Genomic DNA, 15,623 nt, shown 5'->3' on the forward strand with positions numbered 1-15,623 from the left:
CCCCATCTGATCGCCGGGTGACCGGGGTCGGGGGTGCTCCGACGGACCGGAGCAGGAATGACCCGGCAGACCCAGGGACAGGGTCTTGCGGTCGGTCGCCGGGCGGCCAAAGTGAACGGGCTTCCGGCGGGCCGAAGTCAGGAGCGACCCAGCAGGCCGGGGGACGGGGTTCGTGGAGTTGGTCGCCGGATGGCCAGGGGGAAGAGCCGTCCGACAAACCCGAGTCAGCAACAACCCGGCAGACCAGGCACAGACCCTTGCGGTCGGTCGCCGGGCGGCCAGGGTCGACGGGCCTCTGGCGGGCCGAAGTCGGGAACGATCCGGCAGGCCGGGAGCAGCGCCTTGCGGTCGGTCGCCGGGCGGCCGGGGACAAGGACCGTCCGGCAAGCCCGAGTCAGCAACAACCCGGCGGACCAGGCGCAGGCCGCGCGGTCGGTCACTGAGCGGCCAAGGACAACCGGCCTCCGGCGGGCCGAAGGGTGCCTTGCGGCTGGTCGCGAGGCCCTGCGGCCAGGGTCGACGGGCGTGCGGTCGGCCGGAGTCGCGAACGACCCGGCAGGCCGGGGCCCAAGGGCGTTGGGCGCGGGCCTCGGACTGGGTGGGGTCAGAGGTCGTCGGGTAGGGCGAGGCCGGTCAGGGCGCCCACCGGATCGGAGTCCGCAGTGCCGCGGGGCCACCAGTCCTCCTGGCCGGGCTCCGACTCGTAGGCGTACCACAGTCCGTCGCGGCCCAGCCGCAGCTGGACATGGCCGCGCGGATGGGTGAGGCGGTTGCGCCAGGGGCGGAACGCCGGCAGGTCGGCGGCGAGCAGCAGCGGGCGGGCCCGGTCGAAGCGGCCGGCCGGCGGGTCCCACGGCTCCTCCAGGACGGCCAGTCCCGCCTCCCCGCCCTGCCGCCAGGCCGCGACGGCCCGCGCGAGGTCGGCCGGCGTACGGCCGGTGGCGTCGGCGAGCGAGGCGTACAGCGTGCGCGTGGCCGCGGTCAGCCCGGAACCGGGACGGGCTGCGGCCAGACGCACCGCGTCCTGCCACAAGGACAGTCCCCCGACCGGATCGTTTCCGGTGGCGAGCAGCGCGTGGGCGCGGGCGGCGGCGTCGGTCGCCAGCTGGTCCAGCGCGAAGGGGTCCGGGCCGCCGGGCACCGAGGGGTACACAGGGGGCTGCTCGGGGTGCGGCGGCACCGGCAACGGAGGCGGCAACGGCGGGAGTTGTCGGGGCGCCAGGACCTCGGCGGCCCGGACGCCCGGCAGGGTCCGCGGCTGCCGTTCGCTCGCGGCGCGGGCCGCACTGCGCCGGGACAGCGCGTCGAGCAACTCCTTCTCGCCCCGGCCGCGCAGCAGGAGGAGGACGAAGGGATCGGCGTCGAGCAGACGGGCCGTCTGATAGCACAGGGCGGCGGCGTGCTTGCAGGGGTGACCGGAATCCGGGCAGCTACAGCGCGGAACGAGGTCGCCGGGGCCGGGCAGCAGCGGCACACCGCAGTCGGCCAGCGACTGGGGCAGCTCCTTGTCGAGCAGCGCCGCGATATGCCCCGGCCGGTCGGCGGCGGCGTCCAGGAACCGCTCCCAGTCCGCGTCCTCCAGGGGCCGCACCCGCACCTGCGCCCGGTACGGCCGGGGGCGGCTGCCCCGTACGTACGCCAGCACCAGTCCCGGTGTGACGGTGATGGCGTCCACCTGGCCCTGATCGGCGTAATCCCGGCCGCGCGCCAGCCGCTTGGCGTCCAGCGCGCCCCGCTCCAGCACACCGACCCAGGCGTTGCCCCACCAGGTACCGGCGAACTGCTCCCCGGCACCGCCGCCCTCCCGCGCGGGGAACGCCGGGAACGTACGGCGGAGTTCACCGTCGCGGTGGGGAGTGCCCATGGTCCCGGCCCCGAAGTGCGACCGCGCCACCCCGCCCACCGCCGGACCGGTCTCCGCGGGACGGTCGGTCTCCGTACGACGGTCGGTCTCCGCGAGAGGGTCGGTCTCCGCCGGGAGGCCGGCTTCCGTCGAGCGGCCGGTTCCCGCCGGGCGACCAGCTTCCGCCCAATGGCCGACTCCCGCCGCGAGGCCAGTTCCCGCCGGACGGCCCGCCTCCACCGCACGGCCTGTCCCCGTCGGCTGCGGCGTCGCCGGGGCCGGCTCCGCGGGCGGGGTGGTGGCGGGAGCGGTGTCCTCCGGGTCGTCGTCGGTGGTGTCGGTCCAGGAGGGCATCCGGAAGGCGGTCGCCAGGTACTGCCGCATGTCCTGTACGGCCTTGGCCCGGGCGGTCCCCGCCTCCTGCCCGGAGCGGGAGGCGGGGCCCGACGCGGCGGAGCGGTCCGGCCCGGCCACCCGTCGCTCACGCCGCGACCCGGCGGCCTCCGCGGCCTCCGCCTCCGCGCGCGCCGCCTCCCGTCGCGCCGCCCGCAGTGCCTCCCGGGCGACATCACCAGGACGCCGGCCGACGGCACCTCCGGTAGGCGCACCGGCACCGGAACCGGCATCGTCCGGTTCGGCACCCCGCGCCCGGTCGTCAGCGTCCGGTACGTCCGTAGGCACCCAGGGGTCGGCGCCGCCGAGTGCGGTTTCCACCGGACCCGTCCCCGCACGCTCCTCCTCAGCACGCTCCCCCGCCGTGCCCTCCCCCTCCACCGGGCCCGGCGCCGTGTCCTCCCGTTCGGTGTGCGCCCGTCGGCGGGCCTCCCGCAGGGCGCGGCGGGCCGCGTCGGCGGGGTGGGGGCGGCCGGGGGGCGTCATGGCGTCCTCCGCAGGGAAACGAGGTCGGACAGTTCGCGGTCCGTCAGCTCGGTCAGGGCCGCCTCGCCGGAGCCGAGGACGGCGTCGGCCAGGGCGCGCTTGGCGGCGAGCATCTCGGCGATGCGGTCCTCCACCGTGCCTTCGGTGACCAGGCGGTGGACCTGGACGGGCTGGGTCTGGCCGATGCGGTAGGCGCGGTCGGTGGCCTGCTCCTCGACCGCCGGGTTCCACCAGCGGTCGAAGTGGACGACATGGCCCGCGCGGGTGAGGTTCAGGCCGGTGCCGGCGGCCTTCAGGGACAGCACGAGGACCGGGGTCTCGCCGCTCTGGAAGCGGTCGACCATGCGCTCGCGCTCCGCGACCGGTGTGCCGCCGTGCAGCAGGTCGACCGGGATCGCACGGGCGGACAGATGGGCGGTGAGCAGCCGGGCCATGCCGACGTACTGGGTGAAGACGAGTGCCGAGCCGTCCTCGGCGAGCAGGGTGTCCAGCAGTTCGTCGAGCAGGGCGAGCTTGCCGGAGCGGGCGGCCAGCCGCTCGGGGTCCGGCCGTTCCTTCAGATACAGCGCCGGGTGGTCGCAGATCTGTTTGAGCGCGCCCAGCAGCTTCAGCACCAGGCCCCGCCGTGCCATCCCGTCGGCGGTCTCGATGGCCAGCATCGATTCGCGCACCACCGCCTCGTACAGCGCGGCCTGTTCCCGGGTGAGCGGCACCGGATGGTCCGTCTCGGTCTTGGGCGGCAGCTCCGGCACGATGCCCGGGTCCGACTTCTTGCGGCGCAGCAGGAAGGGCCGGACCAGCCGGGACAGGCGCTCGGCCGCCTCGGTGTCCTCGCCGCTCTCCACCGCGCGGGCGTGCCGGGCGCGGAAGGACTTCAGCGGGCCGAGCAGTCCGGGGGTGGTCCAGTCGAGCAGGGCCCACAGTTCGGAGAGGTTGTTCTCCACCGGGGTGCCGGTGAGCGCCACGCGCGCGGGGGCCGGGATGGTGCGCAGCGCCTTGGCGGTGGCCGAGTACGGGTTCTTCACGTGCTGCGCCTCGTCGGCGACGACCATGCCCCAGGGCTGTGCGGCGAGGTGGTCGGCGGCGGAGCGCATCGTGCCGTAGGTGGTGAGGACGAAGCCGCCGTCGACGCCGTCCAGGGTGCGGTCCTGGCCGTGGAAGCGGCGGACCGGGACGCCGGGCGCGAAGCGGGTGATCTCCCGCTGCCAGTTGCCGAGGAGGGAGGCGGGGCAGACGACAAGGGTCGGTTCGGTGCGGGCCCGTTTCAGGTGCAGGGCGATGAGGGTGACGGTCTTGCCGAGGCCCATGTCGTCGGCGAGGCAGCCGCCGAGGCCGAGGGAGGTCATCAGGTCGAGCCAGGCCAGCCCGTGCAGCTGGTAGTCGCGCAGGGTGGCGTCCAGGCCGGGGGGCGGGGTGGCGGGGCGCAGGCCGGCGGTGAGCCGGTCGCGCAGGGCGGCCAGGGCGCCGACGGGGACGGCCTCGACGGTCTCGCCGTCCACCTCGGCGGTGCCGGTGAGGGCGACGGACAGCGCGTCGACCGGGTCGAGCAGGCCCAGTTCGCGTTTGCGGGCCTTGCGGACCAGCGCGGGGTCGACCAGCACCCAGCGGTCCCGGAGCCGTACGACCGGGCGGTGGGCCTCGGCGAGGGCGTCCATCTCGGCCTCGTCGAGGGGTTCGCCGCCGAGCGCCAGCTGCCAGCGGAAGCCGAGCAGCTCGGCGCTGTCGAAGAAGCCGGTGCCGTCGGTGGCGGAGCCGGGGGCGGGGCGGATCACGGCGGTGGCCGTCAGGTCGCGGGCGAGGTCGCGGGGCCAGTGCACGGCGACCCCGGCGGCGGCCAGCCGGCTCGCCGCGACGCCGAGCAGGTCGCTCAGTTCCTCCTCGGACAGGGCGAGGACGTCGGGCACGTCCTGCTCGGCGAGGCGGTCCAGCGGCGGCCAGACCCGGGCGGCGCGCCGCACGGCGAGGGCGGCGTCCACGCGCGCGCGGGGCCCGAACGCCGGGTCGGCCTCCCCGGCCCACAGGGCCGCCGCGTCGGTCACCAGCGTCGGGTCGGCGAGGCTGTGGACCTGCACGACGGCGGCTCCGGCGGCGCGGGCGCCCTCGCGCGTGCCGGTGTCGAAGACGTCGTACGCCGACAGGTCCAGGCGCAGCGAGACGCGGACGCCCGCGTCCATCCCGGCGGCGACCTCGGCCGCCCACTCCTGGGCGGCGGGCAGGCTCTGGGCCGCCCGGTCGGCGAAGGGCCGGCCGGAGGCGTGGGGGGCGGCGGGGGTGCGCGGCAGGGTGTCGGCGACCGCGTCGAGGAAGGAGCGGACCAGGGCCTCGGGCTCGGGCAGCCGCAGCGCGCCGGGGCCGGGGAGGGGCACGGCGTGGCCCTCGGGGGGCAGGGCGGCGGCGATCGCGCGCAGGTGGGCGAGGTCGGCGGGCTCCAGCGGGCCGGCCCGCCAGGCGTCGTGGCCGGCCGGGGTCAGGCCGGGCAGCAGCCGGCCGCGGGCGACGAGCCGCAGCGCGTGCAGGGCGGCGGCGCCCCAGCAGGCGGTGGCCGGGTGGGCGGCCGGGTCGCGCCGGGCGCGCACCAGCAGCGGCAGGGCCCGGGCGAGCGGCAGGGTCAGCGCGGGCACCCGGTGGCGGCGCGCTCCGGTGCCGTGCCGGCGGACGACCGTCAGCTCCTCGGCCGCGTCCTCGGGGGCCGGGGGCAGCGGGTCGCCCGCGGGGTCCCAGAAGGCGAGGCGGCTGTCGCGGGGCAGGGGCGCGGGCAGATAGACGCACGCGAGGCGCGCCCAGGCCGGGTGCCCGGCCCGGGTCTCCGGGGAGCCCTCCGTGCGCTCGGCCACCGCGGCCGCTTCGCTCGTCATCCGTCCTGCCACCTCCCGCCCATGCGTCGCACCAGTCGTCCTCGACTCTACGGGCGGGGTCTGACAATCGGCTCCGGAGCCGGTCGGGGTCCTGGTCAGGGGACCGTGCGGGAGACGACGAACACCATCGGGTTCCGGGGGTCGGACAGGTCGACGACCACGTCCTGGGTGGGCGCGGGGTTCTTCTGCTCGTGGGTCAGTCCCCACCAGGGGCCGCCCCCGCCGAAGGTCCAGCCGCTGACCTCGCGGTCCCGCTCGCCGATCGTGATCTCGCCCTTCCGCAGCTGTTCCCGCCGTACGCCCATGGCCGCGAGGAAGCTGTCGAGGCCGGCGGGGTTGGTGCGGAACTGCACGTAGAGGCGGCTGGTCTTCCAGTTGTTCGTCTCGTAGTAGGCGACGTCCTCGGCGGGGTGCGGGACGGACACCTGGTAGAGGCGGCGCTGCACCTTGGACGGCCAGCCCGCGGTGAGGCCGGTCGCGGAGTACTTGGCCTCCTTGTCCTTGCCGCTGTCGCGGCTCTGGTTGGCCGAGATCACCAGATAGCCGGCCGGTACGCCGATGAGCAGGACGATGATCAGCAGGGTGAGGGCCCGGCGCCGGGCCTTGTGCCGGGGGGCCTCGGCGGGCCGGTCCGGCCGGGCGGGCGGGCCGGCCTGGTGGGGCAGCGAGGGCGTCATGCGGTGTCCCGGTCGCGGCGGGCCTGGGCGTAGCGCTCGTAACGCTCGTAGCGCTCCACCCGGCGCCGCTTGGCCCGGCGGAACCGGCGGGCGACCAGCCGGGCCAGGTCGGCAGCGCCCACCATGCCCGCCTCGGGGCCGAGCTGGGCGCGGGTGATGCGGGCCTCGGGGCGGTAGCCGCGCCCGGTGAGGTGGCGCTTGAAGGCGTCCCGGGCCGGGCCGATGAGCAGGTCGTCGGCGGCCGAGACGCCGCCGCCGATGACGAAGCAGGAGGGGTCGAGGGCCGCCGCCAGGTTGGCGATGCCGACGCCGAGCCACTGGCCGATGTCCTGGAGCAGTTCCACGCACATCGCGTCGCCCTCGCGGGCCAGCTCGGTGATCATCGGGCCGGTGATGTCGCCGATGTTGCCCTTGACGTGCTCGATGATGCCGTAGGCCACCGGGGAGTCGGCGGCGGCCAGCTCCCTGGCCTCGCGGACGAGGGCGTTGCCGGAGCTGTACTGCTCCCAGCAGCCGCGGTTGCCGCACGGGCAGCGGTGGCCGCCGGGCACGACCTGCATGTGGCCGAACTCTCCGGCGACGCCGAACTTGCCGCGCTTGACCTGGCCGTCCTCCAGGATGGCGCCGCCGATGCCGGTGCCGAGGGTGATCATCACGAGGTGGTCCTCGCCGTGGCCGGCGCCGAAGCGCCACTCCGCCCAGGCGGCGGTGTTGGCGTCGTTGTCCACCAGGACCGGCACGGACAGCCTGCTGGCGAGGCGGTCGCGCAGCGGTTCGTTGCGCCAGGACAGGTGGGGGGCGAACAGGACGCGGTTGCGGTCGGCGTCGACCCAGCCGGCGGCGCCGATGCCGACCGCGTGCACGTCGTGCCGGTCGGAGAGGTCCAGGACCAGCTCGACGATGGTGTCCTCGACGACCTTCGGGCTCTTGGACTTGTCCGGGGTCTCCGTGCGGAGCTTCTCCAGGATGTTGCCGTCGGCGTCGACGACGCCCGCCATGACCTTGGTGCCGCCGATGTCGATACCGACCGTGGGCACGCGGGGGGCGGTCAGGTGGGACCGGCGCTCCCTGGTGCCGACGGTGCGCAGGACGGGGGCTCGGCGGGAGCCGATGGGGGCGGCGAGGTCGCGGTAGGTGCTCATCGTTGGTCGATTCTGCCGCACGCTCACCCCGGGTGCCGTGCGGGGCGGGGAGGGAGAGGGCGCGCGTCCTTCGGTGTCGTCCTTCAGTCTCGTTGCAGTTCGTGGCGCAGGGCGTCCAGGTCGGAGCCGCCGGCCATCTGCCGCGTCAGCTCGTCCAGGGTGATCTCGTCCCGTGTGTAATTGCCCACCATCGTGCCCCTCCTCAGGAGCACGAATCTGTCGCCCACGAGATACGCGTGATGCGGGTTGTGGGTGATCAGGACAACACCCAGGCCCTCATCGCGTGCCGCGGCCACATATTTCAGGACCACACCGGACTGCTTGACGCCCAGGGCGGCCGTCGGTTCGTCCAGGACGAGGACCTTGGCGCCGAAGTGGACCGCGCGGGCGATCGCCACGCACTGGCGTTCGCCGCCGGAGAGGGTGCCGATGGGCTGGTCGACGTCCCTGAGGTCGATGCCCATGCGCAGCAGCGCCTCGCGGGTGGTGCGGCGCATGAGGTCGATGTCCATGCGCTTGAAGGGGCCGACGCCCTTGCGGGGCTCGGAGCCGAGGAAGAAGTTCCGCCAGACCGGCATCAGGGGGACGACGGCCAGGTCCTGGTAGACCGTGGCGATGCCCCGGTCCAGGGCCTCGCGCGGGGAGGAGAGGGTGGTCTCCTCGCCCTCGATGCGCAGGGTGCCGGCGTCGTGCCGGTGCAGGCCCGCGATCATCTTGATCAGGGTCGACTTGCCCGCGCCGTTGTCGCCGAGGACACAGGTGATCTCCCCCGCGTGGACCTCCAGGGAGACGCCCTCCAGGGCGCGGACGGTGCCGTAGTGCTTGCTGACGTCGGTCAGCTCGACGAGGGTCATGCGGTCGCCTCCGCGCGCTTGCGGACCCAGGCGTTGAGCAGGGTCGCGAGGAGCAGCATCGCTCCGAGGAAGAACTTGAACCAGTCGGGGTTCCACTCGGCGAAGACGATGCCCTTGCTGGTCATGCCGAACAGCAGCGCGCCCACGGCCGAGCCGACGGCGCTGCCGTAGCCACCGGTGATCAGGCAGCCGCCGATGACGGCCGCGATGATGTAGATCAGTTCGTTGCCGACGCCCTCGCCGGACTGGACGGCGTCGAAGGAGAAGAGCAGGTGCTGGCCGGAGATCCAGGCGCCGAACGCGACGCCCATGTAGAGGCCGATCTTGGTGCGGGCCACGGGGACGCCGACCGCGCGGGCCGCGTCCGCGTTGCCGCCGACGGCGAAGATCCAGTTGCCGGTGCGGGTGCGCAGCAGGATCCAGGAGGCGAGGACGACCAGGCCGAGCCACCACAGGATGGTCACCTTCACGTCGACGCCGCCGACGCTGAGCGTGGAGGCGAAGACGGCGTGGGCGCTGGAGAAGCCCTCCATGTCACCGATGGTCTTGGTGGAGACCGTGCCGTCGATCAGCTTGGTGAAGCCGAGGTTCATGCCGGTCAGCATCAGGAAGGTGCCCAGCGTGATGATGAAGCTGGGCAGCTTGGTGCGGGTGAGCATGAAGCCGTTGAAGGCGCCGACGGCCAGGGTGACCAGCAGCGACACGCCGACGCCCACCCAGGTGTTCGCCGTCATCTGGTAGCTGAACATCGAGGAGATCAGCGCGGACGACGTCACCATGACGCCCGCCGAGAGGTCGAACTCGCCGCCGATCATCAGCAGCGCGACGGGTACGGCCATGATGCCGATGGTCGACGAGGCGTACAGCACCGTGCTGAGGCTGGTGGCGCGCAGGAAGCCGTCGGCGACGAAGGCGAAGAAGAGGAAGACGGCCAGGGCGCCGACGACCGAGCCCAGCTCCGGGCGGGCGAGCAGCTTGCGCAGCGGGGAGGCGGGCAGCAGCCTCTCGTCGAGCGGCTTGTGATCGGTGACCGTGCTCATCGGGTACCCCGCTCGGTGTACTCGGCCAGCTCGTCGGCCTGGTCCTTGGTGACGATCTGCGGGCCGGTCAGCACCGGCTTGCCGCCGCCGAGGACGTCGTCGTTGTACTTGTACAGCCACAGCAGGTCGACGGCCTCGTAGCCCTGGAGGTACGGCTGCTGGTCCACGGCGAAGCCGAGGGTGCCGTCCTTGAGGGCCGCCGCGACCTTGGGGTTGAGGTCGAAGGTGTCGATCTCGGCCTTGCTGCCCGCGTCCGTCCTGGCCTTCACCGCGGTGTCGGCGAAGGGCGCGCCGAGGGTGACGACGGAGTCGATGGACCTGTCCGCCTGGAGCTTGGCCCCGATGGCGGACTGCACGTCGGGCATGTTGGTGCCGTTGACGTAGAGCTTGCTCAGGGTGCCGCGGAAGGTCTTGGCGACGCCGTCGCAGCGCTGCTCGTGGCCGACGTTGCCCTGTTCGTGCAGCACGCACAGGGCCTTCTTCTTGCCGCGCTTGTTCAGCTCGTCGCCGACGGCCTCGCCGGCGATGGTCTCGTCCTGGCCGATGTGGGTGAGGGCGCCGAACGCCTTGGACTCCTCGGAGCCGGAGTTCACCGTGATCACGGGGATGCCGGCCTTCTCGGCGCGGGCCACGGCGGCCTTCATGGCGTCCGGCTTGGCGAGGGTGACGATGATGCCGTCGACCTTCTTGTCCACGGCCGCGTCCACCAGCTGGGCCTGCTGCTGGGCCTCGTCGTCGTGGGAGTACAGGAAGTTGATGTTGTCCTTGACGGCGGCCTGCTTGGCGCCGCTCTGGACGATGTCCCAGAACGTGTCGCCGTCCCCCGAGTGGGTGATCATCGCGAAGGTCCAGCGCGGGGTGTTCACCGCCGCCCTGCCCTGGGCGGCGGCGGCCTTGCGGGCGTCCTCCGCCCGCTTTCCTCCGGTGCTGCTGCACGCCGCGAGGGACACGGAGAGTGCCCCCGCCAGCGCTATGCCTACCCAGGTCCGAAACCGTGCCACGAGGCCGTGCCCTTCTTGCCGCTTCTGCTGTGCTCCGACGTACATAAGGGGCGGGCGACCTCACCGTGGGCGCGTCCCGGCGGCGATTTCACCTGCCCCAAACACTTCAGTATCGGACATGCCGACCGTGTATGGCACGACCGGGGACCGGGGAACGGTCGCTTTGTCCGGACATCTCATCGAATACACGGATCTGATCAAGGCCGTACCAGCAGCTGGAACTCGAAGGAGTAGCGGCTCGGCCGGTAGGTGTGGTCGCCCAGCTCCACCGCGCGGCCGGTGTCGTCGTAGGTGGTGCGCCGCATGGTCAGCAGCGGGGCGCCCTCGGGCTCGGTCAGCCGCTCGGCCTCGGCGGCGGTGGCGCCCCGGGCACCGATGGCCTGGCGGGCGCTGTGCAGGGTGATCCCGGCGGACCGCATCAGCCGGTACAGGCCGGTGGTCTCCAGTTGGCCGGTGTCCAGGTCGAGCAGGCCCGTCGGCAGGTGGTTGATCAGGTAGGCCATGGGTTCGCCGTGGGCGAGGCGGAGCCGTTCGACGCGGTGCACGTCGTCGCCCTCGGGGAGGCCGAGCGCGGCGGCGACCTCGGCGGGGGCCGGTACGACCGTGTTGACCAGCACCCGGGTGGCGGGGCGCTGGCCGGCCGCCTCCAGGTCGTCGTAGAGGCTGCTGAGTTCCAGCGGGCGCTTGACCTGGCTGTGCACGACCTGGGTGCCCACGCCCCGGCGCCGGACCAGGAGCCCCTTGTCGACGAGGGCCTGGATGGCCTGGCGGACGGTCGGCCGGGACAGCCCGAGCCGCGCGGCCAGCTCGATCTCGTTGCCCAGCAGGCTGCCCGGGGTGAGACTGCCGTGCTCGATGGCGGACTCCAGCTGCTGGGAGAGCTGGAAGTACAACGGCACCGGGGAGCTACGGTCCACGCGGAGGTCGAGCGCCACGGTCGGGCCCACATCTGGTTTCGGCACGGGGCCGAGCGTAGTCCGGCGCCTGGTTGACGGGAAGTCGTGTAGTCAGGTTGTCCGGACATAGTCGGGGCCGGTCGGTTCCGGCGGCGATTTCCGGCGACCGGCGCCAGGCGGCGCCCTAGGAGAAACCGCCGTCGCCCCCGCCCTCGCCGCCGTCGCCCTCGCCGTCCAGCAGCCCCGCGTCGTAGACCAGGAGCGCGATCTGCACCCGGTTGTCGAGGCCGAGCTTGGCGAGGACACGGGATACGTGGGCCTTGACGGTGGCCACGCTCAGGAACAGCTCGGCGGCGATCCGCGCGTTGGCGAGCCCGCGCCCGACGGCGACGGCGACCTCGCGCTCGCGGTCGCCCAGGACGGCCAGCCGTTCGCGCGCCCGGGTCTGCCGGGCGTCGGCGGCGCCGGCCGCGTGCCGCATCAGTTGCCGGGTGACCGCGGGCGACAGCACCGGGTCGCCCGCGGCGACCCGGCGCACGGCGTCGACGATCTCGGCGGGCGGGGTGTCCTTCAGCACGAAGCCGGCGGCACCGGCGCGCATCGCGTGCAGCACCTGTTCGTCGGCGTGGAAGGTGGTGAGCACCACGACCTGCGGCGCGTCCGGCCGCGCGCGCAGCCGCCGGGTCGCGGTGATCCCGTCCACCGCCGGCATCCGGATGTCCATGAGGACGACGTCCGGCCGGGTCCGCCGCACCAGTTCCTCGGCCTCCGCGCCGTCGGCGGCCTCCCCGACGACCTCGATGTCCCCGGCCCCGCCGATCATCAGCGCCAGACCGGCGCGTACCAAGGGGTCGTCGTCCACGAGGAGCAGTCTGATCGGCGTCGCAGTCATGGGGTCACGTAATCACGACCGGCGGACCGGGCCGACGGTTCCCCGCAACATCCGCGGACCGGGCCGACGGCTCCCCGAGGCATCGGCGGTCCTGGACGGCATTTCCGAGGGGCCCGCGATCCGGGACGGATTCCCGAGGGCCCCGCAGCCCGGCACGGGCGGATCTCCGAAACACCCCGAGCCCCGTACGGCGGATCCCCGGGGTACCCGCAACCGGGACGGATCCGCGATGCACGGCCCCGGGCAGCGGATCTCCAAGGCACCCGCAACCGGGACGGAATCCCGAGGGCCCCGCAACCGGGAGGGAAGCCCGAAACGCGCCCGGCCCACGACGAAGGGCCCCGGAGCATCCCCGGCCCGGAGCGGCCGCCCTCAAGGCCCCCCTCACCCCCGCGGCCACGGCAGCCGCCCCCGGACCTCGAAGCCTCCGTCGGGTCGCGTGCCGTGGCGGAGGCTGCCGCCCGCCAGGGTGGCGCGTTCCGTGAGGCCGATCAGGCCCTGGCCGGAGCCGGGGACCGGCGGGACCTCGGCGGGCGGTGCCGGGTTGGTGACGGTGATCGTCAGGCCGTCGCCGGGGGCGCCGGACAGACGGACGGCGACCTCGGTGCCGGGGGCGTGCTTGCGGGCGTTGGTCAGGGCCTCCTGGGCGATGCGGTAGGCGGTGCGGCCGACGGAGGCGGGGACGGCGGCCGGGTCGGCGACGCGATGGTCCAGGGTGACCTTCATCCCGGCCTCGCGGCACTCGGCGACCAGGGTGTCCAGCGCGGCCAGCGTCGGCTGGGGCCGCCCGCCGGAGGGCTCCTCGGTGTCGCCGGCCCGCAGTACGCCGATGATCTCCCGCAGGTCCTGCAGCGCCTCGTGCGCGCTTTCCCGGATCACCCCGGCGGCCCGCGCGATCTCCTCGCGGGGCGCGTCCGGCCGGAACTCCAGGGCGCCCGCGTGCACGCTGAGCAGGGTGAGCCGGTGGGCGAGCACGTCGTGCATCTCGCGGGCGATGGCCTCACGGGCCAGCCGCTGCGCCTGCTCGGCGCGCAGCCTGGCCTCGGTCTCCGCCCGGTGCGCCCGGTCCCTGAGGCTGAGCATCAGCATCCGCTTGGAGCGGACGAACATGCCCCAGCCGGTGATCGACACGGTGAGCAGTGTGGTGAACATGACGACGCCGGCGTAGGGCAGGTCGGGGTCGGGCCGCACCCGGTACAGCAGCGGCACCAGCGCGAGGCCGGCGCCGCCGATCCAGGCGACGTACCGGAAGGGCCGGTGCACGGCGAGCGTGAACAGGGCGATCACGCCCGCGCCGCCCGAGCAGTTGGACAGCAGGCCGACCGGGATCATCGCGACGGCGAGCCCGACCGGCCACCGGCGGCGCAGCCAGACGGCGGCGCAGGACAGGGCGCCCAGCACCTGGTCGAGGGTGGCGAGGGAGCGCGGCAGGCCGGCCTCCTCGGGCAGGGACCGGGCCGCCAGCAGGCCGACGAGGACGGCCAGGAGGAAGCAGGAGAAGTCGACGACCCAGTCCCGCGCGGTGCGCCGGGGCCGTCGCCTCGAGGACCCGGCCTCCGGGTCCAGCTCATGGATCAGCGCGGACGGGAACAGCCACCGGCGACCCGTGAACCCGCCCGGCGCCCGCGTCCGTTCGTCATCGCTCACGGTCGGCCAATCTATGCGGGGTCCGCGCTCCGCCGCCGCCCCGGGCCGGGGATCGTCGACCGTACGACCGGCGGCACCGACCGAAGTCGCGTCGCCGGCGAACTTTCGGCGTGGTCCGCCGCCGCCGGACGGAGTCTTCCGGCGGCGCGCGCTCGCCGCGCGGCCGATGCGCGGGAAGGCGCCGCCGGGCGAGAGTCGCCGGGTGAAGCAGCTACTGGAACTTCTCGGATTCATCGCGTTGGTGCAGGGGGTCATGGGCCTGGTGCACGAGTTCACCGACTGGCGGGTGGGCCTGGTGCGGCGCCTCGGCTTCCTCGACGGCTACGAGGTCTACGCGAGCGTGGCGCTCGTGGTGCTGGCGCTCGCCCTGTTCGCGGCGGCGGACAGCCGGAAACGGCCGTAGGTTAACCCCGGGAAAAATCATCGGGCGCGCCGGAAAACATCGCGTGATTGACATTGACATGCCATGTTCTACGCGCGTCATGATGACGTCATGAGATTCCCCCCACGCGCGACGCGCATCGGTGCAGCGGCCGCCCTCCTGTCCGCCCTCCTCGCAGGCGGCACCGTCACGGCCACCACGGCGGACGCGGCGACGGCCGCGGTCGGCAGCATCTGCTACGGCGGTCTGCCGTCCCAGGCGCACGACACCCTGGACCTGATCGAACAGGGCGGCCCGTATCCGTACTCGCAGGACGGGAGCGTCTTCCAGAACCGGGAAGGCATCCTGCCCAGCCACACGTCCGGCTACTACCACGAGTACACCGTGATCACTCCGGGCTCCTCCACCCGTGGCGCCCGGCGCATCGTCACCGGGCAGAAGTACCAGGAGGACTACTACACGGCGGACCACTACGCCTCGTTCAAGCTGATCAACTACGGCTGCTGAGCCCCTCCCCCACGGGGCCGGCCCGAGGAACGGCGCGACACCACGGGGCCCGGCCCGCCGCGGGCCGGGCCCCGGCCGGCACGGCGGGCGGGCGGCTCGGCCGGCACGGCGGGTGGCTCAGCCGGCGTGCGTGGAGAACAGTCCGCCGGTCGGGCCCTGCTTGTCGCCGCCCTGGGCCTTCTTCAGGGCGTTGGCCAGGCCCTCGATGGTGAGGGACTGGAGGATCACCCGGCCGTTGCCCTCCAGGGTGGCCAGGGACAGGCCCTCACCGCCGAAGACGGCGTTCATGATCCCCTGGCGGTTGAGGCCGCCGACGCGCTGGACGCCGTACTGGATGCCCTCCTCGAAGGCGACCACACAGCCGGTGTCGACCTCGATCCGGCCGCCGAAGTCCGCCGGGTTCAGGTCGATGAAGTTGCCCGCGCCGGCGATGATCACCGTGCCCTGCCCGGTGAACTTCTCCAGGATGAAGCCCTCGCCGCCGCTCATGCCGGTACGCCCGCCGGCGAAGGCGATACCGAACTCGACGCTGGACTCGGCGGCCACGAAGGCGTCCTTCTCGGCGAACCACGCGCGCGTGCCGTCCAGCTCCAGGGCGCGCATCTCCCCGGGGAGCACGCCCGCGAAGCCGACCGTGCCCTCGCCGCCCTGGGCGGTGAAGTACTGGAAGGCCAGCGACTCACCGGCGAGCATGCGCTGCCCGACCTGCATGGCGGTGCCCATGGCCTGGCGCAGCAGCCCGCCCATGCCTCCGGAGCCGCCCTGCTGCTGTCCGCCGCCGCCCGACGGGCCGGACAGCCGGGTCTCCATGGTCACGTTCGCCGTCTTGAACAGGAACTTCCCGGCCTCGCAGTACACGGTCTGGCCGGGACGCAGGTTGACGACCGCCATCTGCATGGCGTTGCCGACGATCTCTTGCTGAAGGGTCACGTGAGGGAGAACGCGTCAGGCGGACGGAAGAGTTCCGGACCGGCGGTACGCGGGTCCGCAAGGGTGACGCGGGGGCGC

General features: G+C 73.7%; 13 protein-coding genes. 2 read left to right on the forward strand and 11 right to left on the reverse strand.

What is annotated here, in order from left to right; translation table 11 throughout:
• Window positions 1–604: 604 nt before the first annotated feature.
• From ACSURM_RS07990 to ACSURM_RS08035, 10 genes are all read right to left on the reverse strand, one after another.
• Window positions 605–2,722 (reverse strand): SWIM zinc finger family protein, encoded by a 2,118-nt coding sequence (locus ACSURM_RS07990; RefSeq protein ID WP_436954269.1) that lies wholly within the window; start codon window positions 2,720–2,722, stop codon window positions 605–607.
• Window positions 2,719–5,577, reverse strand: coding sequence for an SNF2-related protein (locus tag ACSURM_RS07995; RefSeq protein ID WP_436954270.1), 2,859 nt, complete (start codon window positions 5,575–5,577; stop codon window positions 2,719–2,721). Before ACSURM_RS07995 ends, ACSURM_RS07990 begins: the two co-directional genes overlap by 4 nt.
• Window positions 5,578–5,672: 95 nt before the next feature.
• Window positions 5,673–6,254, reverse strand: a complete 582-nt coding sequence (locus ACSURM_RS08000; protein WP_436954271.1) for a sugar kinase — start codon at window positions 6,252–6,254, stop codon at window positions 5,673–5,675.
• The gene (locus tag ACSURM_RS08005) at window positions 6,251–7,396 is read right to left on the reverse strand and encodes an ROK family glucokinase (protein WP_387512785.1); all 1,146 of its coding nucleotides are present in this window, start codon (window positions 7,394–7,396) and stop codon (window positions 6,251–6,253) included. The genes ACSURM_RS08000 and ACSURM_RS08005 overlap by 4 nt, the downstream gene beginning before the upstream one ends.
• An 83-nt stretch (window positions 7,397–7,479) precedes the next feature.
• Window positions 7,480–8,250 (reverse strand): ATP-binding cassette domain-containing protein, encoded by a 771-nt coding sequence (locus ACSURM_RS08010; protein ID WP_436954272.1) that lies wholly within the window; start codon window positions 8,248–8,250, stop codon window positions 7,480–7,482.
• Entirely contained in the window at window positions 8,247–9,290 is a 1,044-nt protein-coding gene (locus tag ACSURM_RS08015) for an ABC transporter permease (protein WP_436954273.1), read from the reverse strand. Before ACSURM_RS08015 ends, ACSURM_RS08010 begins: the two co-directional genes overlap by 4 nt.
• Window positions 9,287–10,291, reverse strand: coding sequence for a sugar ABC transporter substrate-binding protein (locus ACSURM_RS08020; RefSeq protein WP_436954274.1), 1,005 nt, complete (start codon window positions 10,289–10,291; stop codon window positions 9,287–9,289). The genes ACSURM_RS08015 and ACSURM_RS08020 overlap by 4 nt, the downstream gene beginning before the upstream one ends.
• 197 nt (window positions 10,292–10,488) lie before the next feature.
• Window positions 10,489–11,226 carry a GntR family transcriptional regulator gene (locus tag ACSURM_RS08025; protein ID WP_391343951.1) on the reverse strand — a complete coding sequence of 246 codons (738 nt, stop codon included), beginning with the start codon at window positions 11,224–11,226 and terminating at the stop codon, window positions 10,489–10,491.
• A gap of 145 nt (window positions 11,227–11,371) precedes the next feature.
• The gene (locus ACSURM_RS08030) at window positions 11,372–12,079 is read right to left on the reverse strand and encodes a response regulator (RefSeq protein WP_436954275.1); all 708 of its coding nucleotides are present in this window, start codon (window positions 12,077–12,079) and stop codon (window positions 11,372–11,374) included.
• 384 nt (window positions 12,080–12,463) lie between these two features.
• Window positions 12,464–13,726, reverse strand: a complete 1,263-nt coding sequence (locus tag ACSURM_RS08035; RefSeq protein ID WP_436954276.1) for a sensor histidine kinase — start codon at window positions 13,724–13,726, stop codon at window positions 12,464–12,466.
• A gap of 202 nt (window positions 13,727–13,928) precedes the next feature.
• Between ACSURM_RS08035 and ACSURM_RS08040 the strand changes: the two genes are divergently transcribed.
• Together ACSURM_RS08040 and ACSURM_RS08045 are read left to right on the forward strand one after the other, a co-directional pair.
• The gene (locus ACSURM_RS08040) at window positions 13,929–14,129 is read left to right on the forward strand and encodes a hypothetical protein (RefSeq protein ID WP_289971959.1); all 201 of its coding nucleotides are present in this window, start codon (window positions 13,929–13,931) and stop codon (window positions 14,127–14,129) included.
• A gap of 90 nt (window positions 14,130–14,219) precedes the next feature.
• On the forward strand, window positions 14,220–14,615 hold the full coding sequence (locus ACSURM_RS08045; RefSeq protein WP_436954277.1) for a ribonuclease domain-containing protein: 396 nt from the start codon (window positions 14,220–14,222) through the stop codon (window positions 14,613–14,615).
• A 117-nt stretch (window positions 14,616–14,732) separates the two neighbouring features.
• On the opposite strand, the gene ACSURM_RS08050 is transcribed toward ACSURM_RS08045, so the two are convergent.
• The gene (locus tag ACSURM_RS08050; protein ID WP_030778076.1) at window positions 14,733–15,545 is read right to left on the reverse strand and encodes an AIM24 family protein; all 813 of its coding nucleotides are present in this window, start codon (window positions 15,543–15,545) and stop codon (window positions 14,733–14,735) included.
• Window positions 15,546–15,623 lie beyond the last annotated feature (78 nt).

The organism is Streptomyces sp. SudanB182_2057 (assembly GCF_964272715.1).
Lineage (GTDB): Bacteria > Actinomycetota > Actinomycetes > Streptomycetales > Streptomycetaceae > Streptomyces > Streptomyces rubradiris.

Bases quoted from the DNA above. Each gene is read 5' to 3' on its own strand.
- ACSURM_RS07995 (WP_436954270.1), bottom strand. From the start codon at position 5,577: ATGACGAGCGAAGCGGCCGCGGTGGCCGAGCGCACGGAGGGCTCCCCG.
- ACSURM_RS08045 (WP_436954277.1), top strand. From the start codon at position 14,220: ATGAGATTCCCCCCACGCGCGACGCGCATCGGTGCAGCGGCCGCCCTC.
- ACSURM_RS08005 (WP_387512785.1), bottom strand. From the start codon at position 7,396: ATGAGCACCTACCGCGACCTCGCCGCCCCCATCGGCTCCCGCCGAGCC.
- ACSURM_RS08000 (WP_436954271.1), bottom strand. From the start codon at position 6,254: ATGACGCCCTCGCTGCCCCACCAGGCCGGCCCGCCCGCCCGGCCGGAC.
- ACSURM_RS08015 (WP_436954273.1), bottom strand. From the start codon at position 9,290: ATGAGCACGGTCACCGATCACAAGCCGCTCGACGAGAGGCTGCTGCCC.
- ACSURM_RS07990 (WP_436954269.1), bottom strand. From the start codon at position 2,722: ATGACGCCCCCCGGCCGCCCCCACCCCGCCGACGCGGCCCGCCGCGCC.
- ACSURM_RS08030 (WP_436954275.1), bottom strand. From the start codon at position 12,079: ATGACTGCGACGCCGATCAGACTGCTCCTCGTGGACGACGACCCCTTG.
- ACSURM_RS08010 (WP_436954272.1), bottom strand. From the start codon at position 8,250: ATGACCCTCGTCGAGCTGACCGACGTCAGCAAGCACTACGGCACCGTC.